Genomic DNA, 24,476 nt, shown 5'->3' with positions numbered 1-24,476 from the left:
AACGCACCGTTGCGTCGCATCTAATAACTGTACCAATAGTACAGTTATTGAGTGAAGGCAAGGCGGATCTGAACCAGCCGTGGCTCAGGCGATGGCTGCGATATATCGCTCGACAGACGCCGCGAACGCGGCCTTGGCACCGGCGGCGATGTTGCGGCCCCACCACGCGCCGTAGATGCGGTCGAAGCCGAGCGGCGCGACAGCGGCGGCAATCCGTCGCACCGCGCCGGCATTGAGCGGCATGTAGTTCGGATAGGAATACATGAAGCTGACGAAGCGGCGGTCCATCGTCACCTGCGCGATATCGCCGGTGAGGAGTGCGCCCTTGCCGTCGGCACCGCGCGACCAATGCAGCATGGCGGCGCCAGCGAAGTGACCGCCGGTGCGCAGAAGCAGCAAATCGTCGGAGATACAAAGGCTGTCGCCGGTCCAGTGCACGATCGCGGCGTGCGGCCGCGTCACCCATCGGCGGTCATCCGCGTGGAGATACACCGGAATGCCGCCGAAGGCATCGCTCCAGTCGGCGAGCGCGCCATAGTAGTGCGGATGCGAGATCGCGATCGCCTTCAATCCACCGAGCGAACGGACATGCGCGACCGCCTCGGGCGTCGCCAGCGGCACGCAGTCCCACATCACGCAGCCATCTGCCTGCGGCACCAGCAGCGCGCGCTGCCCGATGGCAAAACTTGGCTCGACCGCAAGGCCGGCGAGGCCGAGATCGTCGCGCCACACCAGACGATGGCTTTCCGTCAGCGCTTCGTGGGTAAGGAAGGTCTGCCCCTTCCAGTTCACGAACTGCCGTTCATCCTCGCAAATTGGACAGGACGCCGGCGGCGCCCCGCTTGCCGGAAATTGCGCGCCGCAGGTTTCGCAGGTCCAGAGGGGCATGCCGTACTCCCAAGAGAGACGATCCAGTTTCAATAAAGACTTGCCCGCAACAACCGCAAGGGGCCAACCACCTGTGCAAAGAACTGGAACCAACCCGATCAGCGCCCGTTACACTTTCATCCACGCCAGAGCGATTGGCTGAAAGGATCACGTCCCCACCTGCCGAATCCCGGCTGAGACCACGTTTTGGTATCAATGGCATCGCGGTCCCCCTCCTCGTCCCGTATCTGGCCACTGTTCGCTCTCAACTTCTTCATGGCCGACATGCAGTCGGGCATTGGACCGTTCGTCGGCGTCTTCCTTCAGGAGCGCGGCTGGGCGAGTGGATTGATCGGCACCGCGATGACGATCGGCAATGTCGCGGGCATGCTGATCACGACGCCGATCGGCGGCTTCATCGATGCCAGCCGCAACAAGCGGCTGTGGGTCGTCATTCCCGGCATCTGTGTAGTCGCGGCGTCCGCGATCATCCTGATCTCGCAAAATTTCTGGGCCGTCACCTTTTCCCAGGTTGCGCAATCGCTGGCGAGCGCAGCGATCGTTCCGGCGGTGACCGGCATCACGCTCGGCATCGCGAAGCAGAAAGGATTCAATGCGCTGAACGGGCGCAACCGGCATTCAATCATGCCGGCAACATGGTCGGCGCGGCGCTGTCGGGCTATCTGGGCTACAAATTGGGCTATGTCGCCGTGTTCGTGCTGGCGGCGGTGTTCGGCGCCATCGCGGTTGGCTGCGTGCTGATGATCCCGGCGAAGGCGATCGACGACCGCGCCGCACGCGGCAGCAAGGAGGATGATCCCGACAGCCAGCCGGATGCGCTCACGATGCTGCTCAAGCACAAGCCGCTGCTCGTTCTGGCGCTGGCACTCGCCCTGTTCCATCTCGGCAACGCCGCGATCGTGCCGCTCTACGGGCTTGCAGCGGTGGCCAAAGCCCAGGCCAATGGGCCGAGCTTCGTTGCGACCACCATTGTGATCGCCCAGGGCGTGATGATCGTGACCTCGCTGATCGCGATGCAAGTCGCGAGCAAGCGCAATTACTGGCCGGTGATCTTGGTCTCTTTCCTGTTCCTGCCCATCCGCGGCGTGCTCGCGTTCTTCGTCACGGGATGGTGGGGCGTCGTGCCGATGCAGGTGCTCGACGGCATCGGCACGGGACTTCAGACCGTCGCCGTCCCCGGCATGGTCGCCCGCTCGCTCAACGGCACCGGCCGCATCAATCTCGGCCAGGGCGCCGTGATCACAGTGCAGGGCGTCGGAGCAAGCCTCAGTGCCGCGCTCGGCGGCTGGATCGCCCAGTGGATCGGCTACGGCCCGACCTTCCTGCTGCTCGGCGGATTTGGGTTGGCATCGATGGCGCTGTGGCTCGCGTTCGGCGCGGCGGTGAAGAAGTATTGAGTTCTCGCCTCTCCCCGTTCTAACGGGGAGAGGAAGAGAAACGCCTCACGTGCCGAAATTCTTCTGGACCGCCTTGTCGAGTGTCTCGCCGCCGACGAAGCGCTGGCGCAGCTCGCGCTTGAGAAGCTTGCCGCTCGGATTTTTCGGCAGGCTGTCGACGAAAATCACGCGCTTCGGCACCTTGAAATGCGCCATCTGGCCGGCGCAGTGCTTGATGACGGAATCTTCGTCGAGCGTCTCGCCGCTCTTGACCACGACGATGGCGGTGACCGCCTCGATCCAGCGCGGATCGGGCAGGCCCACGACCGCGACCTCTGACACTGCGGGGATGCGATAGACCATCTCCTCGACCTCGCGGCTCGCGACATTCTCGCCGCCGGTCTTGATCATGTCCTTGACGCGGTCGACCACGGTGATGTGGCCTTCGGCATCGACGGTGGCGAGATCGCCGGAGTGAAACCAGCCGCCGGAGAACGCCGCCGCGGTCTTCACGGGATCGTTGTAATAGCCGGACAACAGATGCGGCGAGCGGTGCACGATCTCGCCGACTTCTCCGACCTTGACGTCCTCCATCGAGGTATTGACCACCCGCGTCTCGACATTGAGCACCGGCTTGCCGGCCGATCCGGCCTTGCGCAGCTGGTCCTCGGGCCGCAGCACGGTTGCGAGCGGGGCGATCTCGGTCTGGCCGTAGAAATTCCAGAACTTGACATTGGGCAGGCGGCGCTGGAGCTCCAGCAGCACCTCCACCGGCATGATCGAGGCGCCGTAATAGCCCTTCTGCAGCGTCGACAAATCGGTCTTGTCGAAATTCGGCGAGCGCAACATCGCGATCCAGATCGTCGGCGGCGCGAAGAACGAGGTGATCCTGTGGGCCTGGATCAGCGCCAGGATGTTGTCGGCGGTCGGCTTGCCCGTGATCACGCCGGAGGCCCCGAGATAAACTTGCGGACCCAGGAAGACGTCGAGCTGCGCGCAGTGATAGAGCGGCAGCGCGTGCAGAAACTTGTCGTCCACGCTCATGCCGCCGTCGATGATGCAGCTGACATACTGCCACATCACGGCCTCATGGGTCAGCATCGCGCCCTTGGGCAGCGATTCCGTGCCGCTGGTATAGACGATCTGCGCGAGATCGCGGCTGTCGACGGAGGCCTCCAGGAACGAGCTGTCATCGTGCAGGAGATCGTCGAAGGTGGTGAGGCTGGCGGGCGCTATGGCGGGATCCTCGCCCGGCAACCAGATCAGCTTTTCGACCGCGCAGTCTTTCGCGCTGGCGGCGCGCGCGGGCCCGACGAAATCGGGACCAGCCGCGAGCAGCTTTGCGCCGGAGCTCTTCAGGATGAAGTTGATCTCGTCCGGATTGAGCATGAAGTTGATCGGCACCAGCACCGCGCCGATCCGCGCCACGGCAAAGCGCAGCGCCGCAAACGCATGCGAGTTGCGCGAGAGCACCGCGAGGCGGTCGCCCTTCTTGACGCCGAGGCCGAGCAGCCCACGCCCGAGCCGGTTACAGATCGCGTCCAGTTCGGTAAAGGTCCAGCTCACACTTCCGCAGCTCACCGCGAGCTTGTCCGGCTCGCGGCCTGCCGAGCGGCGCAGGAGATCGCCGATGGAATGCTCGCGGGCCTTCGAGATGGTGTGAGTAAGGTCCTCGGCCATATTTCTCCCCATGAAGTTCTTGCTTCCGGTGATGATGCACGACCGGAACGTAGGGCTCAAGCCAATGATGGCCCGCAGGTCGGGCGAGGAAGCGCCGGCGTATCACCGGACGCTTCGAGTTCGTGGCGCATTGAGCGCCGAAACGCTCAGAGCTTGTGTCCCTTCTGGCGCAAGGCCTCGATCAGGCGCTGCTTCAGCTCGTCGGCGGCCTTCTGGCTGACGTCCTGACTGATCTGCGCGCTGGCCTGCGCCAGCGGATCCGACTTCTCCAAAAACTTCCGCCCCGCAGGCCCGGCGTAGAACGCCTCGATCTGGCGCAGCTCGTCGAGGGTGAAGCTCGTGGCGTAGAGGGCTGCGATCTGATCGATCATCGAGGCGACGTACGGAGCATAGATCTCGGATCCGGGCGCCGTCACCGTATCATAGTCGCGCTCAATCTCCGGCCTGTCCTGGGCAACCACGGGCCGGAGCTTGAGCAGCAGTTGCGGCAACAGGGCACGATACTGGTCCGCAATCTTCAGCGTGACGACGAGCTTGCGCGCCGCATTGATCGCCTCGGGCGACGGCGTCTGCGCCGATGCACCGCAGACGAGGAACAGGAGCGTGCCGGCGATCGTCAACAAACGTCTGGACATGGACATCTCCGTGAGAACGCGGGCGGCGCAGTGATTTCAACGGCTCGCAGGCACCGCGGCGGCGCTCGCGGCCGGGATGCTTTCCGATGCGATCTCGGGCTCCTCAACCTCCGTCACCTTGACGAACAGGTCCGGCACCCGCTTGGCACGATCGAGCAGCCAGGCGGCCCCGATCATGATGACGATGCCGGCGATGGAGACGGCGAACTGCTCCCACATGCCCTTGGTGTACTGGGTCAGAATCCAGTGCGCCGAGAACGACAGGAAGACGCCGAGGCAGAAGATCGGCAGCGAATGCTGGCCGCAGAGGATGACCGGACGCAGCCAGGCCCCGTGCAGCGCGCGCCATTTGCGCGAAATGAGATGGGTCATCCAGATCGCCAGCGCCAGGAAGTGGGTGAAGCGCAGCATGTCGAGATCGGTCTTGTCGATCGGGTAGATCGCCTTGATCATCCATTTCGGGATCAGCGCCTCGAGCGCGGGGACGTGCCAGGTCATCACGATCAGAAGCGCGAAGGCGAGCCAGGCTGCGGCCAGTGCCATCGTCGTCTTCGACCACACCCATTTTGCCACCTTGTCGATCTGGCCGATACCGCACCAGGCCGCGAACACGAACATCAGCTGCCAGCAGTACGGGTTGAAGTACCAGGTCGTGCCGGGCGGATAGGAGGCGATATTCCAGTTGAACCAGCGCGCCAGCACATAGAGCACCGCGGAGGCCGCAAGCATCAGGTTCGGCCGGCGCACCAGGCACCAGACGATGAACGGTGCGGCGAACACCAGCGCGATGTAGAGCGGCAGCACGTCGAGATTGACCGGCTTGTATTTCAAGAGGATCGCCTGCCCGATCAACTCGTCCGGATGCGACAGGAAATTGAACACGTTGAATTCGTGCTCGTACATCGGATTGTCGAAACGGCGCGTGGTGCGCGCGATCTGCGCCGTGAACAGAAGGAACAGCATGATGTGGGCGACATACATCTCGGCGGCGCGCCGCCACAGCCGCTTGAGCGCCGCGAGAAACCAGCCGCCCGCGACGATCGGCCCGTAGATCCAGCCGACGAGATAGCCTGATATGAAGACGAAGAACTCGGCGGCATCGCTGAAGCCGTAATTGCGCAGCGTCAGCCAGGCGACGACGTCGTGCGGGATGTGATCGAGGAAGATCATCCACAGCCCGATGCCGCGGAACAGATCGAGCCGCAGATCGCGCTCGATTGGCGCCAACAGAGCTTGCTGGTCCCGTGCAATCATGGCCCCGCCTCTTCCGGTGGGCGTCGCGCCGTCGCGGCGCCGATAAATCGGATGCTAAAAAATGTGAATCAAAAGTCACCTGGCCCTGCGGCTAGGCCGACGGTAGCCGACCTCTGTGCGCGCGCAAGGGGCTTTGTCATCGGAGCGGACGGGAGAAGCGCGGCGCCCTCTGCGCTGCACAAAAGGCGCGGCCTTCAAAGATGGCGAAAACAACCCCATGCACAGTAGCTAAGCCCTTGTGCGGCCTGCAAGATTTATCTGACATATCGGGCAGATATCGGCCGCGGCGGCGCGATCGCGGACCCGACCGTTAGCAGGGGCAAAGAAAGATCAGGTCAGCTCATCGCCCCGGGCGAGCATCTCGTTCAACATCGCCTCGGCCTTCTGCCTGAGCGGCAGCGCGCCGCTCTCGGAGCTGATCGCGACGGTGCCGCGCAGGGCGGCAAGGATGGCCACCCTGTTCTCCTCGCCAGAGACCGGCGTCACGACCGCCTCGCCGAACAGGGCCTCGGCCTCGAGGCCAGCAAACCCCTGCTGTCGGGCGGTGTTGCGCGCCTCGCGCAGCATGTTCTGCGCGGCCTGGACATCGCCGAGCCGGCTGGTGGCGAGCGCCAGGTAGATCGAGCTGCGCAGCACTGCCGAGGTATAGCCGACCGCCTTCGCCTCCTCGCGCGCTTCGCCAAGCATGCCGCGCGCCCGGTCGAACAGCCCCTGCTCCAGATGGGCGATGCCGAGATGGCAGGCGAGCACAGGGACGAACAGCCGGATGCCATGCTTCTGCGCGAGGACAAAACCTTCCTCGAGAATCGCCGCCGCCGCCGCCGGATCGTTGCGGCCGAGCATCAGCCAGCCGCCGCTATAGGCGGCGGCGACGCGGTCATAGGGACGGCCCGTCTCCTCCGCAATCGCGGCGGCCTGCTGCTGGAGCTGCTCGGCGACATCGAGCTCGCCCATCACGGTGTTGTTGATACTGTGCATCATTCTGCAAAGTAACAGCGCATATTTCGGCGTCGTGCCAAAAGGCGCGCTGGCCTCCGGCCCCGCCAATTGGGCGCACGCCCGCGCAAACAACCGGTCAGCTTCACGATAGCGTCCGGCAAGGAAGTACACTTGGCCAAGACCGTATTGCGCGGCATTGAGCCAACCCGGATTGCCCGCCCCCTCAGCCAGGCGCACGACTTCCTCACCGACGGTGACCGCTTCGATCGGCGTCCCGTAGAAGTTCTGTGCGGCAGCCATGACCGTCATGGCTGCTACCTTCCGTCCGATGTCGTTGATTGCACCGGCGCGGCGCTCGGCCTCCTTGCCAAGATTCAACCATTCGGCAATCTGGCCGGAGGCAATAAAGGCCGCTCTTGCCTCGATGCGAACATCCACGGCATTCGCTTCCCTCGAAGGAGTCGTCGGGGTCTGATCCAACGATTTCATCGCGATCTCGAAATAGTCAGCCGCATCGATAAATGCCGACCGCGCCAGACATTTTCGCGCCGAGGCTCTGCCGTAGCTGAACGACTTGTCCCAATCCTTCGCCCGCGTGGCATGATAGCAGAGCTTGTCAGGATCATCGGCTCCGACCTCGCCGCCTTCCAAGGCCGAAAGAATCCGCGCATGGATGTCTTCGCGCGCCCTTTCGACCATGGAGTCGTAGGTCACCTGCCGGACCATCTCATGCCGGAATTCGAGCGCATCTTCCAATTCGCTGTCGATCCTGACGAGTAGCTCGGCGCGATCAAGTGCGACGAGGCATCCCTGCAAAACATCCTCAGGCAGGGCTGCGATCTTCCGCAGCATGACTTCGCTCGATCTCGGCCCCAGACTGGCGGCGATCTGCAAAACGGATCGTTCCTGCTTCGATACCCGATCGAGGCGTGCTGCAATCACGCCTTGGATACTGGTGGGAATGCCGAGCTCGTCAATCGGACGCACGAGTGCGAGGTCGCCCCATTGGCCCCGTAGCGTGCCGCTGTCCTTCAATCCGCGGCAGACCTCCTCAATGAACAGGGGAACGTTGGCGGTATGAGAAATGATCCGGCTCTTCAAATCCGCGTTAGTTTCGGAGGAGCCGAGCATGTCTGCCAGCATGGCAAACCCCGAATCGTCGTCGAGGGGCCGCATTGCGACGATCTCGGCGTGACAACGCGCAATCCAGACCGGCATGCCATTTGGCCGGGAGGTAAAAAGCACGAGAAGACCGGCCGCCTGCAACGACGCAATGACGGCTACGACGCCGTCGCTCGCCCGGTCGATCCAGTGCAGATCCTCCAGCAGGAGCACCGTTCGCTGGCGATTGGCCAAGCTTCCGACGATGGCACAGCTTGCATCGGAGATGGCTCGTCCCCGTGCGTGAGGCTCCAGTTCGTCCCAATGCGAATTCGATATGGGCAGATCGAGCACCGCCTCGAGCGCACTTTGCTGAATCGCTGGCAGGCCCTGCCGAAGATCTCCCGGACTGTCAGGGTCCCTTGCAGCCGCGTCCATGGCCGACAGCAAAATCCGCTTGAGGGTGCTGAAGGGGGCACCCTGGAGATTCGGGCTGCACTCGGCGTCGATCAACCGCCAGCCGTCGGCCTTGAGCTGCTGGGCGAACTCATGCGCGAGCCGCGACTTGCCGATACCAGCATCGCCCAGCAGCAGTACAGTCTGCCGGTTTGTCCCGGCGCTTCCCGCGGTGCGCTCCAGCAGCGTGCGCTCGGTCGTGCGATCGACGAAACGGGAGACGCTGCGAGCCCTTCGCACCCGCCAGCTCGACAAGTCGCTCGCGCCCACGATCCTATAGACCGGCACAGGTTTGCTGAAGCCGCGCAATGATTTCCCGCCCAGGGATTCGAAGCGGACATGCCCGTCGGCGAGCTTCTGGCAGGCCTCCGAGACGTAGATCTGGTTCGCCTCAGCCGTCGCCTCCAGCCGGGCGGCCAGATGCTGGGCGGCACCCCCGATTTCATAGACCTTGGAAAACTCGCTGGCGACCATGTAGGCAACGACATGGCCGGAGTGGAGACCAACCCGGACCTGAAGCCCGGGATCACCAAGGCTCGCGACGCGCCGAACCAATTCGATCGCAGCGTGGCAGGCCAAGGGCGCATGGTTGTCGTCCGCGATCGGGGCACCAAACACCGCGGCAAGCCCGTCGCCCAATTCCTTGCTTACGATGCCGCCGAACTGCCGAACCGCCCCCCTCATGGCGGCCAGGGCCGGCTCCAGGCGCGAGACCGCCTCCTCCGGATCAAGCTCTGCAACAAGCCCGGTGGAATCGATGACATCGGCCCGGAGAATTGTGACAAACCGTCGTTCACTGTCGGGATCGGAGCGGCGCACGCCTGCACCGCAATTGGGGCAGCGGCTCTCGCCTGGTTCGATCGTCGACTGACACGCCGTGCAAAGCATTCCGTGCTCTCAAGACCTTGCTTGCAGCGGGTACGGTCGGTAGGCCACTGCGAACCATGGCGATAAGATCGCTTATGAAAACCTGCTTAGCAACGGGGCATGCGATGCATCCTGGGCAAAGCATTCCCCTGAAACGGTTGCTGATCTGGACGATTCACAGTCCCAGGTGGTAGCTTGCCAAAAGCTGCGCGAAAAAGAGGCTGCGAATAACGGGCCGCCAGGCTCGTGTTCTAGCCGTCAAGCTTCGCAGAGCTGCATATTTCCCGGGAAAGCCAAGCACTCATTGAGGGGCAAAATACATGGGCATGAGAGTCTACACGGGTAAGCCATTTAAGGACCTGATGAATGGTAATTACTATCCACTGGAGAACATGAAGAAGAGCGTAAAGAAACTCAAAGCCTCGGAAAATATCCATCTCCCGACATTGGAATACGGCCAGTATCATCTGATTTTGACGCCGAAGAGCAAGTGGCCGCAAGGCAGCGCGAAGCACTGGCAGAAGGAGAAGGGCCGTGCGCGCGTCGACCTCACGTCCCAACCGAATACCACGCCGCTGTCGAAGGACGAGCCGGACGTGATTCCGCTGACGCGATGTGCCTTGCTCGATGCCTGTGTCCGGAAGTGCTTCAACTCGGAGCCTCCGATTCCGATGAAGACCAACATCATCACGCATGCGTCGACCGATCGTAACGCCGATCGGCACGAGATCCGGCTGGAATGGGAGTACGAGGGCGACAGCAAAACGCCCAAGCTGCTCTACCTGACGATGGTCTGTCCGCATAAGCCACCCAAGTCCTGACCTCTGGTCGGACCCAACCGGTCGACAGCAGCGGCAAGGTGTGGTTCAAGGCGCTGGGCCACGCCCGCCTTCAGCTCGCCGCGCAGCCCAACACCAGATCGCTGTCGAACGACCAGCGCGTGGTGGTCCCCGCGACGAAATGCGCGCTGCTGGATGCGTCCATCCGCAAGTGCTTCAACTCGGAGCCGCCGATCCCGATGAAGGCCGACATCAGGCAGCATCAGAAGGACGACGCGAATTCGGACCAGCATGAAATCCGCCTGGTCTGGGAGTACGGCAACGGTGACGATCAGGCGCCGACGCTGCTCAACCTGACCATGGTCTGCCCCTACATGACCAAATCGCGGGCAGCGGACACTTCGGCCGAGGCTCAGCAAGAGCGCTCCGAGAAATAGAGGCGCGCTCCGGCGGCTCCATCTCTGACCTCGACGGCGCGGGCTGGCACATTACCGGCCCGCGTTTTTTTGTCGCTTGCGTTGGAGGCATTCCAAACCAGCGCTGCGGCCGTGTTCCGCTCAACCACTCCCGTCATGGGCCTGTCGCACGAAGATGATCCGCTGCCGCATCTGCGCGCGAGTTGCTTCTGTGGGGCGACCGCCGAGCATCGTGTGACAGGAGCGGCCGATGCCCGTGGGACTGCTGGAGGTCGAAGGCACCATCGATGTCAGCCAGTTCTGGCCGGAGGGCCGGTCGGACGCTGACACTACCAAGGTCGTTGTGACCGTCGCGCCGGACGCAATCCGCTTCCGCACGAATGACGCCTCGCCGTTCCAGCCGACCCGCGTCTTCGCCAACGCCAAGGTCAAAGGGCGAACCAACACGGCGCCGATCAAGAACGGCAAGCTCACCGTTCGGCTCCAGGGCATCGACGCGCCGGAGCTGCACTATCAGCCGTCGCCGCTGTCGGCCGCCGAGAACAAGGGGCTGACCGACGCCAAGCGCGCGGCCTATCACAAGGTCACGCATCCTTACCGGCAATTCCTCGGCGCGACCTCGAGCAAGGCGCTGCATGACTTCCTCGCCAGCAGCGGCGAGGCGACGCTGACGTGCCGGGTGTTCACCCATGTCGATGCGCCGAACGAGGTGTTCGACACCTATGGCCGGCTGGTCGGCGACGTCGAGGTGACGGCCGGCGGCAAGACGGTCGACATCAACCACTGGCTGGTCGCGCAAGGCTTTGCCTATCCGACGTTCTACTCCTCGATGAACGACGACGAGATCAAGGCCTTCCTCGCGCTCGCCAGGACCGCGCGAACGAACAAGCTGCCGGTCTGGAAGCATCTCGCCAAGACCGTTCCCGCCTTCGACTTCGAGCTGCGCGAACCCAAGAAGAACGAGACCGGAGTGCTCGCCACCGACAAGGGCCCGGTGATCCTGCCAAAGCTCTACCGCCGCCAGACCAACTGGTCGGCGCGCAAGAAGGCGAAGGTGACGAGCCAGAATTTTCAGAAGTTTTTGGGCGAAGGATCCGGCGGCAAGCCCGACACCTGCTATGAGATCGACGATTTCCTGGCCAACGGCGTGCACTCGGCGACGCCGCGCAATTTTGCGGAGTTCGTCGAGGGCGGGACAACGATCAAGTTTCAGCCGGAGGGGCTGGTGTTTGGCGAGGCGCCGTCGACGCTGGTTGGTGCGGACGGGAAGGTGATTACGAAATTCTGACGGCTCCCGGTCCCAAACAAAATGGCCCGCTGCAACCCTCCCAGTCGGCCATCGCTGCTCCCCTTCCCTCCTTTAACGATCCTCGATTTTGGAGCGCATTGTCCGTACGCTCAATGAGCATACGAAAGGCCGTTGTCTCATCCATCGGATGTCTTCTTAGGCCGCGACACGCGAGCTGGGTCTACGTGCCGGCTTGTGCCGGATAACCACGTCTACGCGATAGTTGAGTCGATCCAGGCAGCGAACCAGTCGATCAATCGAGAACTTCCCAACCCGGCCAGTCACAAGCGCAGACACATCGGGCTGCTTAAGACCAAGCAGCTCCGCGGCCTTCACTTGAGTAAGCCTACGGCGTTTGATGATCGCGCGAAGCTCACGGACAAGCTTGGCTTTGAGAAGCTCTTCTTCAGGATTGGCAAAGCCAAGGTCAGCGAAGATGTTATCGCTGCCGGCGGTTGCCTTGATAGCCTTGCTCATTTTTTGCCTCCTTTTCCGCGGTTCTTCTGGTAATGGGCCTCGGCTGCCTTCAGCCGAGTCCTGATTACCTCGATGTCGTGCTTGGGTGTCTCAATCCCCTTCTTCGACTTCTTCTGGAAGGCATGAAGGACATAGATGACGCCAGCAAAGCGCACGGTGTAGACCGTCCGGTATGTATCGCCGTCTTCATCGTCGACGACCTCCAGCACGCTTCGGCCGCCAAAACCCTTCAAGGCCTTGGCACGAGGATGCTCCTCGCCGCTTTGTGCATCGTTGATCGCGAACCCCATGACGCGGCGCGCCTCGTCGGGGAAAGCCCGTAAATCGTCCTTGGACGATCCGATCCAAACTACGGGCTTCTGTGTGATCATTCGCCCTTACCTTATAGCACTACTGCTATAGATTTTCAAGAAGGTTTCCCTGACAGGGCTGTATTGGCTGATTTCCCGAATCGAGGCGGCCGCACGACCAAGCGTCCCGTCGGAGCGCGAGACGGTCGGCACCCGCTGCAAACAAAAATGGCCCGCTTCAAGCGGGCCATTTGCATATCGGACGCGGTAAGATCCGACTTGGTTGCGCGGAGGCGCAACCATCTCAAATTGCCATTTGAGGCACTAGCATGAAGCGTGAATAGGTCCGGCGATCAGTGACGGCCTTCAGCACCGTCGAGCCGCCAAGCGGGACATCGTCAGCGCAGGCCGCCGGCGACGTGAAGTGTCTCGCCCGTGATGTAGGACGCGTCGTGCGACGCGAAGAAGGAGACCGCGGCAGCGATCTCCTCGACCTTGCCAACGCGGCCAAGGGGGGTGGCGGATTCGATCCAGTTGCGCATGTCGCCCTCGTGCAGGCCGGCGGACACGACGCCTTCGGTGACGATCATGCCCGGATTGACGGCGTTGACGCGGATCTTGCGCGGCGCCAGCTCCTTCGACAGCACGGCGGAGATCGCATCCACCGATGCTTTCGTCGCGGTGTAGACGGCGGTGTTCGCCGGCGCGATGGTCGATACGCCGGAGCTGACGTTGATGATGCTTCCGCCATTGGGATTGAAGTGCCGCACCGCTTCCCCCGAAATCAAAAGGAGGCCGAGAACATTGAGGTCGAAATGCTTATGGAAATGCTCGGCGGTGATGGCCTCGAGCGGCGCGAACTCGTAAATGCCCGCGTTGTTGACCAGAATGTCGATCGCGCCGAGCGCCTTCACGGTCTCCGCGACCACGCTTTTCACGCCATTGGCGTCGGCGAGGTTACCGCGAACTGCGACGGCTTTGCCACCCTTGGCGATGATGGCGGCGACCACGCGGTCGGCGGCCTCTTTGCTGGCGCTGTAGTTCACGGCGACCGCCGCACCCTCAGCTGCAAGCCGGGCGGCGATTCCGGCGCCGATGCCTTTGGATGCTCCGGTCACGAGCGCAACTTTTCCTTCAAGTCTCTTGGTCACTGCATATCTCCACGATCCGGCGGGGATGCCATTGTTCGATAGTTCATTAATAATGAACTATTGAAGAAGATCAAGGGAGATGCTATATTTTGAGCATGGCGCAGTTTGTTCACCCGGCGCGGGACGAGATTACACTGGCCGGAGTGCTGGGAGCCCTCGCGGATCCCATGCGGCTGCGCATCGTCAAGAGTCTGGCCGCGCAGAAGGACTGCATGTCGTGCACAGAGGCTGCGCCTTGCCCGGGTATGGCGAAGTCGACCCTGTCGAACCATTTCCGGATTCTGCGGGAGGCCGGCCTGATTCGGACGTCAAAGCAAGGCGTCCAGCACCGCAACGTCCTGCGCGAGGACGACATCAATGCGCGGTTTCCGAAATTGCTCAAACTGATCCTGAGCTTTCCGGACTGAGGGTGTTCGCTCGCGACGGCAGATCCAGCGGAGGCAATGTAAGACCGATGTTCTGCTCGGCGCGGCGGCCCAACAAAAATGGCCCGCTCGATGCGGGCCATTTTCTCGTCGGGGGCGGTCCCGAACTTGGTTGCGCCGACACGTAACCACCGATCCCGACATTCGCTGACGGTCCCGATCTAGCCAAGTTACGCGCACCAGTCCTGCTCTGCCGGATTTGCAAGTATGAGGTGGGTGGTCATCGCCACCCATCTTCGGTGCAGAGAGAAATGGCGGCTACGCCGTTGGGGCGAAGAATATGCTCCGGAGCAGGTGCGTGTAGTCGGATTCGAACACCATGATCGCCACAAATACCAACACCAGCACCGGCGGAAGCAGGATCGCGTAGGCCAGAGCCAGCCGCTCCCATGCCATATGCATGAAGACAGCGACGATCAGACCGGCTTTGAGCACCATGAACAGAAGGATCAGCGACCATCGGAGATGGCCGTGGATGCCAAAGTAGTCGACGAGATAGGAGCAGGTGCTGAGCACGAACAACCATCCCCAGACCACGAGGTAAAGCCTGATCGGGTGCTGCTGCCCCTTGGTGTGCGCGGCTCCCGATGCGACCGCGTCGGGCACATAGGTGTGTAACGCATGTTGTGCTGCCTGCCCTTCCACATGTACCGCTGCGTTCGTCATGCGCCACCTCACCAGAGATAGAAGAAAGCAAAGATGAAGACCCACACCAGATCAACGAAGTGCCAGTACAGGCCGGTGATCTCGACGATCTCGTAATACCCCTTCCGGCTCGTGAAGAAGCCGCGTCGTTCGCGATCGAAATCCCCTCGCAAGACCTTTCGCGCAATCGCGATCAGGAAGATCACGCCGATCGTCACGTGGGTGCCGTGGAAACCGGTGATCATGAAAAAGCATGCGCCAAACTGCGGCGCACCCCAGGGGTTACTCCAGGGCCGCACGCCCTCCATGATCAGCTTGGTCCATTCGAAGGCCTGCATTCCGACGAAGGTTGCGCCAAATGCCGCGGTGGCCAGCATCAGGGCTGCCGTTCGGACCCGGTCACGGCGGTAGCCGAAATTGACGGCCATCGCCATCGTCCCGCTGCTGCTGATCAGAATGAAGGTCATGATTGCGATCAGGATGAGCGGGATGTGCCTGCCCGCGATATTGAGGGCGAACACCTCGCTTGGGTTAGGCCACGGCACGGTCGTCGACATGCGCGCCGTCATGTACGACAACAGGAAACAGCTGAAGATGAAGGTGTCGCTCAGGAGGAAGATCCACATCATGGCCTTCCCCCAGGACACGTTCTTGAACGCGCGCTGGTCTGAGGACCAGTCGGCGGCGATGCCTCGCCAGCCCGCGGGCCGCGTGATGGATGTCCCGGTGTTTGTCAGCGCGGTCTCTGCCATTGCGTCTCAGCCCTCCCTAGGTGAGCAACTGGCGACAGATGTCGACGAAATTGTCGGTCCAGCCCGTCAGCAGGCCGAGCAGGACCAGCCAAACCAGCAGCAGGAAATGCCAGTAGATGGCGCAGAGTTCCACGCTCAGGCGCAGCTCGGTCACCGCCGCGCCATGCCATACCTTGGCCGTCGTTCTGCCGAGGGCCACCAGCCCGCCCATCAGATGCAATCCGTGCACCGCCGTGATCAGGTAGAAAAAGGAATTGGCTGGATTGGACGCGAGGAAATATCCGGCAACGCTGAGCTCGCGCCACGCCAGGAGCTGCCCAATCAGGAAAATAACGGCGGATGCCCCGCCTACGCACAGTCCGACGATGACGCCGTCGACGTCGCTCCGGCGGGCGGCCATATGCGCCCCTTGCAGCGCCACACTGCTCAGGACCAGGACGGCCGTGTTGAACCACAGCAGCGCTGGCACCGGCAACGTCCGCCAGTCCACCATATTCATGCGCATGGAGTAAGCGCTGATGAAAAGCGCGAACAACGAGCCGACGACCGCGAGAAATACGCCCAGTCCGATCTTCGCCGGGGGCAGCGACGCCGTGCCCTCTTCGCGAAGATCGACCATCACTCCTTCCTCCAGCCAAGGCTTGGCTGTCAGCCGTTGCTGTGAGAGCCACCATCCCGCAATTGCGGCTATTCCGGCCATGAACAGGAGGATGGCGCTCATGGGTGGGCCCCCTGCGCCGACAATGCGGCCGGCGGTTCGTTTTGCGGCACGAAATCCCTGATGGCGCCGGGTACGCTGTAATCGTAGGCCCAGCGATAGACGATCGGGAGCTCCTTGCCCCAGTTGCCATGCCCCGGCGGGGTCTCGGGAGTTTGCCATTCCAGCGACGCGGCTCCCCAGGGATTACCGCCAGCCTCTTTCCCTTTGAACAGGCTCCAGATCACATTGAACAGGAACACGAGCTGGGCGAAGCCGACGATCAAAGCCGCCACGCTCATGAACGCATTGAGGTCATGGGCGGATGCCGGAACGAAGACCGTTTCGCCGATGTCATGATAGCGGCGGGGCATGCCCAACAGGCCCAGATAGTGCATGGGGAAAAAGATCGCGTAAGCTCCGAGGAACGAGACCCAGAAGTGGAACCGTCCAAGCACCTCATTGAGCATTCGTCCGGTGACTTTCGGGTACCAATGATAGATTCCGCCGAACACGGCCATGATCGGCGCAATACCCATCACCATGTGAAAGTGGGCGACAACGAACATGGTGTCGGACAGCGGAACGTCCACGACCACGTTGCCGAGAAACAGGCCGGTCAGGCCACCGTTTACGAAGGTGATGATGAACGCCAGCGCGAACAGCATCGGGACGGTGAGATGAATGTCGCCACGCCAAAGGGTCAGCACCCAATTGTAAACCTTGATCGCGGTCGGGATGGCGATGATGAGCGTCGTCGTGGCGAAGAAGAACCCGAAATACGGGTGCATGCCGCTCACATACATGTGGTGCGCCCACACGACGAAGCTGAGCGCGCCGATTGCCACGATGGCCCACACCATCATGCGATAGCCGAAGATGTTCTTCCGCGCGTGAACGCTGATCAGATCGGAAATGATGCCGAATGCCGGCAAGGCGACGATGTAAACCTCGGGATGGCCGAAGAACCAGAAAAGATGCTGGAACAGGATCGGGCTGCCGCCGCCATACTTCGTCAGCTGCCCCATCTCGACGAGCGTCGGCATGAAGAAGCTGGTTCCCAACAGGCGGTCGAGCAGCAGCATCACCGAGGCGACGAACAGTGCCGGGAAGGCCAACAGCGCCATGACGGTGGCGGTGAAAATGCCCCACACGGTCAAGGGCAAACGCATCAAGGTCAGGCCGCGGGTGCGGGCCTGCAGCACCGTCACCACATAATTAAGCCCGCCCATCGTGAAGCCGATGATGAACAGGATCAGGGAAGCCAGCATGAAAATGATGCCCCAATCCTGCCCGGGGGTGCCGGAGAGAATCGCCTGGGGCGGGTATAGCGTCCAGCCGGCGCCGGTTGGCCCGCCAGGCACGAAGAAGGTTGCGGCCAGCACCAGCACGGCGAGCAGGTAGACCCAATAGCTCAGCATGTTCACATAGGGGAAGACCATGTCCCGGGCGCCGACCATCAACGGGATGAGGTAGTTGCCGAAGCCGCCCAGAAACAGCGCGGTGAGCAGGTAGATCACCATGATCATGCCGTGCATGGTGATGAACTGGAGGTATTGGTTGGCATCGATGAAGGAGAAGGTGCCGGGGAATCCCAGTTGCAGCCGCATCAGCCATGACAGCACCAGCGCAACCATTCCGATCGACATCGCCGTGATCGAGTACTGGACGGCGATAACCTTGGCGTCCTGCGAAAAGACGTACCTCGTCCACCAGCTTCTCGGATGATAAAGTTCGACCTCGCCCACTTCAGCCGGCGGGATGCCTGCAACTGTGTCAAACGGGACATCGACCATTGGAATATCCTCCCTGGTCTTCTGTTCAGCGAGGAGTTCGCCTCATGATAGACGGCGCCTCCTCGTCGGCATTTTCATTCGCTGCCTGACCTGTAGGTCGCTTTCGCGACGTTCCTCTGCCCCGAAAGCTCCGCGAACGTGTGCTGCTTCTCCAGCCACGCGTGATATTCTTTCTCGTCCTGGACGATGACATTGCTCCGCATCTGCGCGTGCGCGGCACCGCAGAGTTCCGCACAGAGAACCTCGAATGTCCCGGTGCGCGTGGGCGTGAACCAGTAATATGTGACGGAGCCCGGTATCATATCCATCTTCGCCCGGAATTCGGGCACGTAGAAATCGTGTATGACGTCAATCGAGCGCAATAACACCTTCACCGGCTTCCCGACCGGCAGATGCAGATCGTCGTTTTGAACGACGACGTCGTCTTGTCCGTTTGGATCGTTGGGATTCAACCCCATCGGGTTGTCGGAACTGATGTTGCGGGCATCGGAGGTCCCAAGCCGGCCGTCCTTGCCGGGAAGCCGGTAGCTCCATTGCCACTGCTGTCCCATGACCTCGACCTCAGTCGCATCGGCCGGCACCGTGACAAACTGCTGCCAGACAACCAGCCCGGGCGCCAACATGGCTGCGACGCCGATTCCAGTCCCGACACTGAGCCACCATTCGAGCCGCTTGTTTTCGGGATTGTAGGCTGCCTGCCTCCCCTCCGTGTGACGAAAGCGGAAAACGCAATAGGCCATGAACGCGACGACCGCGAAGAAAACCGCCCCCGTGATCCAGAATGTCAGGGTGATCGTGTCGTCGATGTAGCGCCAGTTCGAGGCGAGCGGCGTCCACCACCACGGGCTGTAGAGGTGGAACAGCACCGAAGCGATCGCAACCAGAAGCAGTATGAGCGCTACAGCCATCCTTCACCCTCCCAGCCATTGAAAGCTACGGAGACGAACAAAAGGGCGGAGCTCGCGTCAGTCGGATGGTGTCACGTTCACCATCATCACGCCTCTTGCCTCGCCCATTTTGCCGGTCGCGACGTCGGGACATGACAAAGCTTCAACGTCACGACCGCAATCTCATCGGAGCTGGGGGCGTTCACGACTCTAAGATGATCCCCGTCGAGCTCGGCGTCAATAGAGGAGTAGATTGCACCTCTTGTCGGGCGCGGGTTGGGGCGAATGCGTTTGCGCCTCGGCGAACGCCATTCGGCACCATCATGCGATGGTGCGTCGCAAAATCGACCAATGCGAAGGCACGATTTCGCGGACCGCATGGTTCTCTTGCTTCTCCCGCGCATCGGACTAACTTGACTGGACCGGTTGCGACGGAAATCGTCCGACAAACTCCTTCTCGTTGAACCTGATTTGCCGGACTCAGTCGCGATTTTCGCGCAGGAGGCGGACGCACGCGTTTTGAGGGCGCTCCGCTCTGCGGCCACGAGCAAGGAGACCGGAGCCATGACCACCGTCTTCGCAAGACCCAAACTGCAATTGTTTGGCGTCTCCACCGCCTTTGTCGTTCGCAAGATCAGCCTTTCCGACCTGGGCAACGCGCTGCGCCTGGGCTGGGAAGACTTCAAGGCCATCCCGACCCACGCAATCGTCCTGTGCGTGATGTATCCCGTCCTCGGACTTTTCCTGTTCAGACTTGTCATTGGCTACTCGGTGCTGCCGCTGCTCTTTCCGCTCGCGGCCGGCTTTGCCCTGATCGGTCCATTCGCTGCACTCGGCCTCTACGAACTGAGCCGCCGCCGCGAGCGCGGAGAGGAGCCAGGCGCCTGGGATGCAATCGAGGTGCTGCGCGCGCCGTCATTCGGCGCCATGCTCGAACTTGGCGTTCTGCTGTTCGTTCTGTTCGGGGTCTGGATCGGCGCCGCGGACGCAATCTACACCGCAACCTTCGGCCATGCGCCGGCTGCGAGCATCCCCGATTTCGCGGAGCGCGTGCTGACGACGCCAGCGGGCTGGACCCTCATCATCGTCGGATGCGGCGTCGGTTTCCTGTTCGCAGTGTTAGCCCTGTGCATCAGCGTTGTCTCGTTCCCCCTGATGCTGGACCAGCATGCGACAGCGATCGATGCGATCCGCACCTCGATACGCGCGGTGAAGACGAATCCAGTTGAGATGGCCGTGTGGGGACTGGTTGTTGCGGTCTTGCTGGCCGTGGGCTCTCTGCCGTTCTTCGTCGGTCTCTGCGTCGTTCTGCCGGTGCTCGGTCATGCCAGCTGGCATCTTTACCGGAAGGTGGTCGAACCCGACCAGAATCCTCCGCAAGAAGAGCCCCGCACGCCGATCGGTCACCGCTACGCGGCAGATTTCCCGGCCTCTCTCTTCCCGTGGAGCCGTGAGCGCTAAAGGAGCAGCCACGAACGGTCGCAGCGTCACCGTGTTCGGCGGAACCGGCTTTCTCGGCAGCCGGATCGTCCGCCATCTGCTCGACCACGAATTTACCGTCCGGATCGCGTCACGGCATCCGGACCGGGGGCGGGGCCGGCCTGATCCGGAGAATCCGCGACTTCAATCCGTAGAGGCCAATATTCACGACGAGCGATCCGTCGCGAATGCGCTGGTCGGCGTCTACGGAGTCGTAAATGCGGTCAGCCTTTATCGCGAGCGCGGAGCGGAGACTTTCTACTCCGTTCACGTCAAGTCGGCTCGGCAGTTGGCAGCCCAGGCCCACCGGGCGGGAGTCGAACGGCTTGTTCAGGTTTCGGGGATCGGTGCCGATGCCGCCTCGCCATCCAGCTACATCCGAATGCGCGGCGAAGGCGAACAGGCGGTCCGCGCGGAATTCGCCGATGCATTTATCGTCCGCCCGGCTGTGATGTTCGGGCCGGACGATGCGTTTCTCAGCACCATCCTCAAGCTCCTTCGTCAGCTTCCAATCTATCCGATGTTCGGCCGCGGCCAGACCAGATTGCAACCGGCCTATGTGGAAGATGTTGCGGAGGCGGTTGTCCGAATCATGGAGCGAGCCGAGACCCGCCCGACGGTCTTTGAGTTTGGCGGCCCGACTTCCTACCCTTACGAGCAACTGATCAGAGCGATCGCGCATCAAGCTGGCCTCGCGCCTCTTCTGATCCCAATTCCGTTTGCCATTTGGCACGCGCTGGCATCGGCCTCCGAAATACTCCCTGGCCTGCCCCTTACGCGTAGTCAGGTGGAGTTGATGCAGATCGACTCCGTGTCATCGCCGCAGATGCCTGGATTTGCCGAGCTTGGCATTCCGCCACATTCGATCGAGGAAATCCTCCAGCGGATGTTATCGAATCGACGATGAAAGAGGCTTGCCGTTGGTCCGCTCGCTTCGCGGCTGACGCCTCACCGGCGACGTTGCGTCGAAGTAGCTTCCGATGGCGCACGAGCGAGCATTGCGACGTTATCTGAACCTCCCAGCCGGGCCGTTGATGCCAGTCGGGTCGATCACTGACCAAAAGAAAGCCCCGGCGATCAATTGATCGCCCGGGCTTTCTACGAACTTGGTTGCGGGGAGGCGTCGGCCACCGATGCCGACATTCGTTAATAGCGGCCATTTGACGGGTTCGCGCCTTAATTTCGATGTCCTCTCTTGCCCTCCGGCCCGAGGCACAGCCCGGCCGCAAAAAATCACTCAACCAAACCGGTCAGGCCGGAATGCACGAAGGTTCGGAGCGTCATTTCGTTTTTCGACGAGGCTTGCAACAACGCGGCTCGTTACGCCGGCCAGGGTCAGCCCAAGATGTCCATGGCCAAAAGCGTGGATGAGGTTTGGATAGCGTCGGCTGGGCCCAATGACGGGCAGCGAATCCGGAAGCGAGGGGCGAAAGCCGAGCCATCGCGATTGAACGGGTCCGAGATCCGGGAACAGCTTGCGGACGCCGCGCTCCAGAAGTGCAGTTTGCTTTGGATTGAGCGGTGCCGAGAGGCCGCCGAGTTCGACCGTTCCCGCGGCCCGCAAGCGGCCGGCCATGGGCGTGACATAGAAGCCCAGATCGACCGGGCTGACGGGCCGCTTGATCGGACAGGCATCCATCGCGAACTCGATGTGGTAGCCGCGTTCGGTGTCGAGCGGGATGTCCTCACCACCCTGTTCGGCGAGAAACTTCGACCATGCGCCGGCAGCGAGCACAATTGTATGCGCTTCGATCGTGCGGTCGCGGCATATCAAACGGATCCGTCCTCCGTCCTGCGGTTCCAGCCGATCGACGCGCGCGCGTTCGAACACTGCGCCTTTTGCCGCGGCCGCGGCCGCCAGTCGGCCGGTCATCGCGGCCGGATCGACGATGTGAGCCGCGTCGGGGAAAAAGATACCCCCGGCTGCACGAGGCAGCGCAGGCTCCAGCCTTGCGACCTCTTCCGACGTCAGGCGCTCCTGCCGGACGCCGAGTTCGCTGCGCAGGCGCGCGCCCCATTCGCTGTCTTCTCGCGGCATCTTGCCCCGATAGAAATACAGGCATCCCTCATGTCGAAAAAGGTCGGAAAGCTGAGCCTGCTCGGCAAGTTCGCGCCAGACCGGCATCGCCTCTTTCAGCAGATCCGCCAGCGCCTGTCCGTTGCGTCGCGCGCGGACCGGCATGGATTGCCAGACGAAACGCGACAGCCAGGGAATGAGCGCGGGTAAGCTGGCAAGCCTGACGGCGAGCGGACTGTCAGGATTGACAAACAGGCTTGGCAGATTCCGCAAGACGTCGGGGTTGCCGACCGGGGCGCAGGCGTAGGGCGCGAAAGTCCCGGCATTGCCGTAAGAAGCGCCCGAGCCCGGTTCGTTCGGGTCGACGACGACAACTTCACGGCCATCCGCCGCCAGCCGGAATGCAATCGCCAGCCCGATGATTCCGGCCCCGACGATCGCTACATCTGTCTTGATCAATGCCGCCACAACGCCTCAAACCGCGCCCGAGATTTCGAGATGACCGGCATTGAGCAGGTCGGCCATGATCGAAAGCGCCTGCCGCAATTCGCCGGATGACGGCGCGGCGCCCACATTGATGCGCACGGCATGGGCGAGCGTTTCGCGTCCCACCGCGAACGCATCCGCGGGCAGCACGCCGACGCCGCGCTGCCGGCAGGCGCGGGCGAACGCCGCGCCGCGCCAGGGTTCGGGCAAATGCAACCAGGCATGCGGCGACGTCTCCTGGGTCTGAACATCGAATGCCGCGAGCCCATCGCGCAAAATGGCCTGGCGCCGGCGCAGCTCCTCGCGCTGGAATTCGATGATCCGCTTCGCGGTCCCCTCTTCCAGCAAGATGGTGGCAACCAGTGCCGTGAGCGGGCTGATGCTCCAGCAATCGATCCGCAGCGCCGCCGCGACATTGCCCAAGACTGCGCGTGGCGCGACGACGAACCCATAGCGCAGGCCGGGCGCAATGCACTTCGACAGGCCGCTGATATGGACAGTGAGCTCGGGTTCCAGGGCGGCGAAAGATGGAATGGCGCGATCGAGCAACGGACGGTAAACGTCATCCTCGATGATCAGCACGTTGTGACGGCGCGCGATCGCCGCGAGTGCGCGGCGGCGCTCCTCACTCAATGTGACCGTTGTCGGATTGTGCAGGCTGGGCACGAGGAAAACCGCGCGAGGGCGTAAGGTCGCGCAAGCCGCCTCGAGAGCGTCCGGCCGCATGCCCTCCCGGTCGATCGACACCCCGCGCAGATCGACGCCCTGTGACCGGCAAAGGGCACTGATGCCTTGATAGGTGATGGAATCGGCGAGGACGACGTCGTCGGGCTGCGTCAAGGCCCGCAATACGCAGGCAAGGCCATGCTGGGCGCCGTCGGTCAGGACGACGCGACCGGCGTCACCATCGCCCGCTACACCGTTAAGCCAATCCGCTACCACGGTGCGCGCCCACAGCGGACCTTCAGGCGGATGATAGTCTTGCAGAGCGCTAAATCGGCGATCTTTTGCGATGTGCGGCAGAAGAAGCGACAGCGCCTCGCGATAGGCCGAAGTCGCCGGTCTGTTGACGGATAGATCGATCAGACCGGCCTCGTCGCTGGGCGCAGATTTGAAGGCGCCTTCCTCCGTCTCCTTCGCGGCGACGAGTGTTCCGCGTCCAGGGCGCGCCTCGACGAGTCCGCGCTGTTGCAGTGCCGAGAAGGCGCGGGTGACGGTCGTGACATTGATGCCGAGCAGGCGCGCAATTTCCCGATGCGGCGGCAGCCTGTCGCCCTCGGCCAGTTCGCCGCGAGCAATTCGTTCACCGATGGCATCCGCCAAACGCTGATAGATTGGTCGGTCGTTGTCCGGCAATTCCAGATTCTCGAGCATTACGGTTTGGCGCCCCGCGGCGGTCTTGTCTTCACCAAGGTCTTCATAACATGGAGAAAAGGATCAGACAATCGAACTTGAATGCATGCATAAAGACGTCAACAGCTATATTGTACGGCAAGAACTTGCCAAAAAATGCCTCACACGCGGTCCTTGACGCTGCCATTGCAGCATTGTATGGTCACTCAACAGTCAGTTGTGTGACCACATAACTGTGGCGGGCCTTCCTGGAGGTGGCGATGGTTTCGACCGGACAAAGCTCGTCGCTTCGTGAGGTCTCGGCGGCCGACGCCAGCCCCACGACAGGCCAGCCGGGAACGA

General features: G+C 62.2%; 21 protein-coding genes and 1 pseudogene. 7 read left to right on the top strand and 15 right to left on the bottom strand.

The genetic code is table 11. The features are described from left to right. Positions 1 to 84: 84 nt before the first annotated feature. A complete protein-coding gene (locus GWG65_RS03135) occupies positions 85 to 888 on the bottom strand; it encodes an MBL fold metallo-hydrolase (protein WP_275193878.1) in 804 nt (267 codons plus the stop codon). Between the two features lie 195 nt (positions 889 to 1,083). On the opposite strand from GWG65_RS03135, the pseudogene GWG65_RS40415 reads away from it, so the two are divergent. Beyond that, positions 1,084 to 2,285: pseudogene (locus tag GWG65_RS40415) on the top strand (MFS transporter). 45 nt (positions 2,286 to 2,330) lie between these two features. On the opposite strand, the gene GWG65_RS03120 reads toward GWG65_RS40415, so the two are convergent. From GWG65_RS03120 to GWG65_RS03105, 4 genes are all read right to left on the bottom strand, one after another. Continuing rightward, positions 2,331 to 3,944, bottom strand: coding sequence for an acyl-CoA synthetase (locus tag GWG65_RS03120; protein WP_275193875.1), 1,614 nt, complete (start codon positions 3,942 to 3,944; stop codon positions 2,331 to 2,333). A 146-nt stretch (positions 3,945 to 4,090) separates the two neighbouring features. After that, on the bottom strand, positions 4,091 to 4,579 hold the full coding sequence (locus GWG65_RS03115) for a DUF2059 domain-containing protein (protein WP_275193874.1): 489 nt from the start codon (positions 4,577 to 4,579) through the stop codon (positions 4,091 to 4,093). Positions 4,580 to 4,615: 36 nt separating this feature from the next. After that, the gene (locus GWG65_RS03110; protein ID WP_275193873.1) at positions 4,616 to 5,833 is read right to left on the bottom strand and encodes an OpgC domain-containing protein; all 1,218 of its coding nucleotides are present in this window, start codon (positions 5,831 to 5,833) and stop codon (positions 4,616 to 4,618) included. A gap of 330 nt (positions 5,834 to 6,163) precedes the next feature. Next, on the bottom strand, positions 6,164 to 9,217 hold the full coding sequence (locus GWG65_RS03105) for an adenylate/guanylate cyclase domain-containing protein (protein ID WP_275193872.1): 3,054 nt from the start codon (positions 9,215 to 9,217) through the stop codon (positions 6,164 to 6,166). A 299-nt stretch (positions 9,218 to 9,516) separates the two neighbouring features. Between GWG65_RS03105 and GWG65_RS03100 the strand changes: the two genes are divergently transcribed. The 3 genes from GWG65_RS03100 (at position 9,517) to GWG65_RS03090 (ending at position 11,679) form a co-directional block, all read left to right on the top strand. After that, entirely contained in the window at positions 9,517 to 10,017 is a 501-nt protein-coding gene (locus GWG65_RS03100; protein ID WP_275193869.1) for a hypothetical protein, read from the top strand. A 38-nt stretch (positions 10,018 to 10,055) separates the two neighbouring features. After that, on the top strand, positions 10,056 to 10,412 hold the full coding sequence (locus GWG65_RS03095; RefSeq protein ID WP_275193867.1) for a hypothetical protein: 357 nt from the start codon (positions 10,056 to 10,058) through the stop codon (positions 10,410 to 10,412). A gap of 229 nt (positions 10,413 to 10,641) precedes the next feature. After that, positions 10,642 to 11,679, top strand: a complete 1,038-nt coding sequence (locus GWG65_RS03090; protein WP_275193865.1) for a thermonuclease family protein — start codon at positions 10,642 to 10,644, stop codon at positions 11,677 to 11,679. 156 nt (positions 11,680 to 11,835) lie between these two features. On the opposite strand, the gene GWG65_RS03085 is transcribed toward GWG65_RS03090, so the two are convergent. The 3 genes from GWG65_RS03085 to GWG65_RS03075 all read right to left on the bottom strand — a co-directional run bounded on the left by GWG65_RS03085 (position 11,836) and on the right by GWG65_RS03075 (position 13,597). After that, on the bottom strand, positions 11,836 to 12,156 hold the full coding sequence (locus tag GWG65_RS03085; RefSeq protein ID WP_275193863.1) for a helix-turn-helix transcriptional regulator: 321 nt from the start codon (positions 12,154 to 12,156) through the stop codon (positions 11,836 to 11,838). After that, entirely contained in the window at positions 12,153 to 12,527 is a 375-nt protein-coding gene (locus GWG65_RS03080) for a type II toxin-antitoxin system RelE/ParE family toxin (RefSeq protein ID WP_275193862.1), read from the bottom strand. The genes GWG65_RS03085 and GWG65_RS03080 overlap by 4 nt, the downstream gene beginning before the upstream one ends. Before the next feature lie 317 nt (positions 12,528 to 12,844). After that, positions 12,845 to 13,597: a glucose 1-dehydrogenase gene (locus tag GWG65_RS03075; protein WP_275193861.1), complete on the bottom strand. Its 753-nt coding sequence runs from the start codon at positions 13,595 to 13,597 to the stop codon at positions 12,845 to 12,847. A 95-nt stretch (positions 13,598 to 13,692) separates the two neighbouring features. On the opposite strand from GWG65_RS03075, the gene GWG65_RS03070 reads away from it, so the two are divergent. Further along, positions 13,693 to 14,004 (top strand): helix-turn-helix domain-containing protein, encoded by a 312-nt coding sequence (locus GWG65_RS03070; protein WP_275193933.1) that lies wholly within the window; start codon positions 13,693 to 13,695, stop codon positions 14,002 to 14,004. A gap of 276 nt (positions 14,005 to 14,280) precedes the next feature. On the opposite strand, the gene GWG65_RS03065 is transcribed toward GWG65_RS03070, so the two are convergent. From GWG65_RS03065 to coxB, 5 genes are all read right to left on the bottom strand, one after another. Next, positions 14,281 to 14,688 (bottom strand): cytochrome C oxidase subunit IV family protein, encoded by a 408-nt coding sequence (locus GWG65_RS03065; protein ID WP_275193860.1) that lies wholly within the window; start codon positions 14,686 to 14,688, stop codon positions 14,281 to 14,283. A gap of 8 nt (positions 14,689 to 14,696) precedes the next feature. Further along, complete coding sequence (locus GWG65_RS03060; protein WP_275193858.1) at positions 14,697 to 15,419, bottom strand: heme-copper oxidase subunit III family protein; 723 nt, start codon at positions 15,417 to 15,419, stop codon at positions 14,697 to 14,699. 16 nt (positions 15,420 to 15,435) lie between these two features. Continuing rightward, complete coding sequence (locus GWG65_RS03055; RefSeq protein WP_275193857.1) at positions 15,436 to 16,140, bottom strand: cytochrome c oxidase subunit 3; 705 nt, start codon at positions 16,138 to 16,140, stop codon at positions 15,436 to 15,438. After that, on the bottom strand, positions 16,137 to 17,912 hold the full coding sequence (locus GWG65_RS03050) for a cbb3-type cytochrome c oxidase subunit I (protein WP_275193855.1): 1,776 nt from the start codon (positions 17,910 to 17,912) through the stop codon (positions 16,137 to 16,139). The genes GWG65_RS03055 and GWG65_RS03050 overlap by 4 nt, the downstream gene beginning before the upstream one ends. Positions 17,913 to 17,986: 74 nt before the next feature. Further along, positions 17,987 to 18,820, bottom strand: a complete 834-nt coding sequence (gene coxB / locus GWG65_RS03045) for a cytochrome c oxidase subunit II (RefSeq protein ID WP_275193852.1) — start codon at positions 18,818 to 18,820, stop codon at positions 17,987 to 17,989. Between the two features lie 543 nt (positions 18,821 to 19,363). On the opposite strand from coxB, the gene GWG65_RS03040 reads away from it, so the two are divergent. Both GWG65_RS03040 and GWG65_RS03035 read left to right on the top strand, forming a co-directional pair. Further along, on the top strand, positions 19,364 to 20,260 hold the full coding sequence (locus GWG65_RS03040; RefSeq protein WP_275193850.1) for a DUF2189 domain-containing protein: 897 nt from the start codon (positions 19,364 to 19,366) through the stop codon (positions 20,258 to 20,260). Beyond that, positions 20,250 to 21,185 (top strand): complex I NDUFA9 subunit family protein, encoded by a 936-nt coding sequence (locus tag GWG65_RS03035; RefSeq protein ID WP_275193848.1) that lies wholly within the window; start codon positions 20,250 to 20,252, stop codon positions 21,183 to 21,185. Before GWG65_RS03040 ends, GWG65_RS03035 begins: the two co-directional genes overlap by 11 nt. 330 nt (positions 21,186 to 21,515) lie before the next feature. Here GWG65_RS03035 and GWG65_RS03030 read toward each other — a convergent pair whose 3' ends face one another. Next, positions 21,516 to 22,754 carry an FAD-dependent oxidoreductase gene (locus GWG65_RS03030; RefSeq protein ID WP_275193847.1) on the bottom strand — a complete coding sequence of 413 codons (1,239 nt, stop codon included), beginning with the start codon at positions 22,752 to 22,754 and terminating at the stop codon, positions 21,516 to 21,518. A gap of 15 nt (positions 22,755 to 22,769) precedes the next feature. Beyond that, positions 22,770 to 24,155, bottom strand: coding sequence for a PLP-dependent aminotransferase family protein (locus GWG65_RS03025; RefSeq protein WP_275193846.1), 1,386 nt, complete (start codon positions 24,153 to 24,155; stop codon positions 22,770 to 22,772). Positions 24,156 to 24,476: the final 321 nt, after the last annotated feature.

It is taken from the genome of Bradyrhizobium sp. CSA207 (assembly GCF_029051685.1).
Classification (GTDB): Bacteria; Pseudomonadota; Alphaproteobacteria; order Rhizobiales; family Xanthobacteraceae; genus Bradyrhizobium.
Note: the sequence above shows the minus strand (reverse complement) of the source record. Positions and strands in the feature narration are given on the sequence as shown.

Bases quoted from the DNA above. Each gene is read 5' to 3' on its own strand.
- GWG65_RS03060 (WP_275193858.1), bottom strand. From the start codon at position 15,419: ATGGCAGAGACCGCGCTGACAAACACCGGGACATCCATCACGCGGCCC.
- GWG65_RS03025 (WP_275193846.1), bottom strand. From the start codon at position 24,155: ATGCTCGAGAATCTGGAATTGCCGGACAACGACCGACCAATCTATCAG.
- GWG65_RS03120 (WP_275193875.1), bottom strand. From the start codon at position 3,944: ATGGCCGAGGACCTTACTCACACCATCTCGAAGGCCCGCGAGCATTCC.
- GWG65_RS03085 (WP_275193863.1), bottom strand. From the start codon at position 12,156: ATGAGCAAGGCTATCAAGGCAACCGCCGGCAGCGATAACATCTTCGCT.
- GWG65_RS03070 (WP_275193933.1), top strand. From the start codon at position 13,693: ATGGCGCAGTTTGTTCACCCGGCGCGGGACGAGATTACACTGGCCGGA.
- GWG65_RS03105 (WP_275193872.1), bottom strand. From the start codon at position 9,217: ATGCTTTGCACGGCGTGTCAGTCGACGATCGAACCAGGCGAGAGCCGC.
- GWG65_RS03135 (WP_275193878.1), bottom strand. From the start codon at position 888: ATGCCCCTCTGGACCTGCGAAACCTGCGGCGCGCAATTTCCGGCAAGC.
- GWG65_RS03090 (WP_275193865.1), top strand. From the start codon at position 10,642: ATGCCCGTGGGACTGCTGGAGGTCGAAGGCACCATCGATGTCAGCCAG.
- coxB (WP_275193852.1), bottom strand. From the start codon at position 18,820: ATGGCTGTAGCGCTCATACTGCTTCTGGTTGCGATCGCTTCGGTGCTG.
- GWG65_RS03080 (WP_275193862.1), bottom strand. From the start codon at position 12,527: ATGATCACACAGAAGCCCGTAGTTTGGATCGGATCGTCCAAGGACGAT.
- GWG65_RS03040 (WP_275193850.1), top strand. From the start codon at position 19,364: ATGACCACCGTCTTCGCAAGACCCAAACTGCAATTGTTTGGCGTCTCC.
- GWG65_RS03110 (WP_275193873.1), bottom strand. From the start codon at position 5,833: ATGATTGCACGGGACCAGCAAGCTCTGTTGGCGCCAATCGAGCGCGAT.
- GWG65_RS03100 (WP_275193869.1), top strand. From the start codon at position 9,517: ATGGGCATGAGAGTCTACACGGGTAAGCCATTTAAGGACCTGATGAAT.
- GWG65_RS03065 (WP_275193860.1), bottom strand. From the start codon at position 14,688: ATGACGAACGCAGCGGTACATGTGGAAGGGCAGGCAGCACAACATGCG.
- GWG65_RS03115 (WP_275193874.1), bottom strand. From the start codon at position 4,579: ATGTCCAGACGTTTGTTGACGATCGCCGGCACGCTCCTGTTCCTCGTC.
- GWG65_RS03055 (WP_275193857.1), bottom strand. From the start codon at position 16,140: ATGAGCGCCATCCTCCTGTTCATGGCCGGAATAGCCGCAATTGCGGGA.
- GWG65_RS03050 (WP_275193855.1), bottom strand. From the start codon at position 17,912: ATGGTCGATGTCCCGTTTGACACAGTTGCAGGCATCCCGCCGGCTGAA.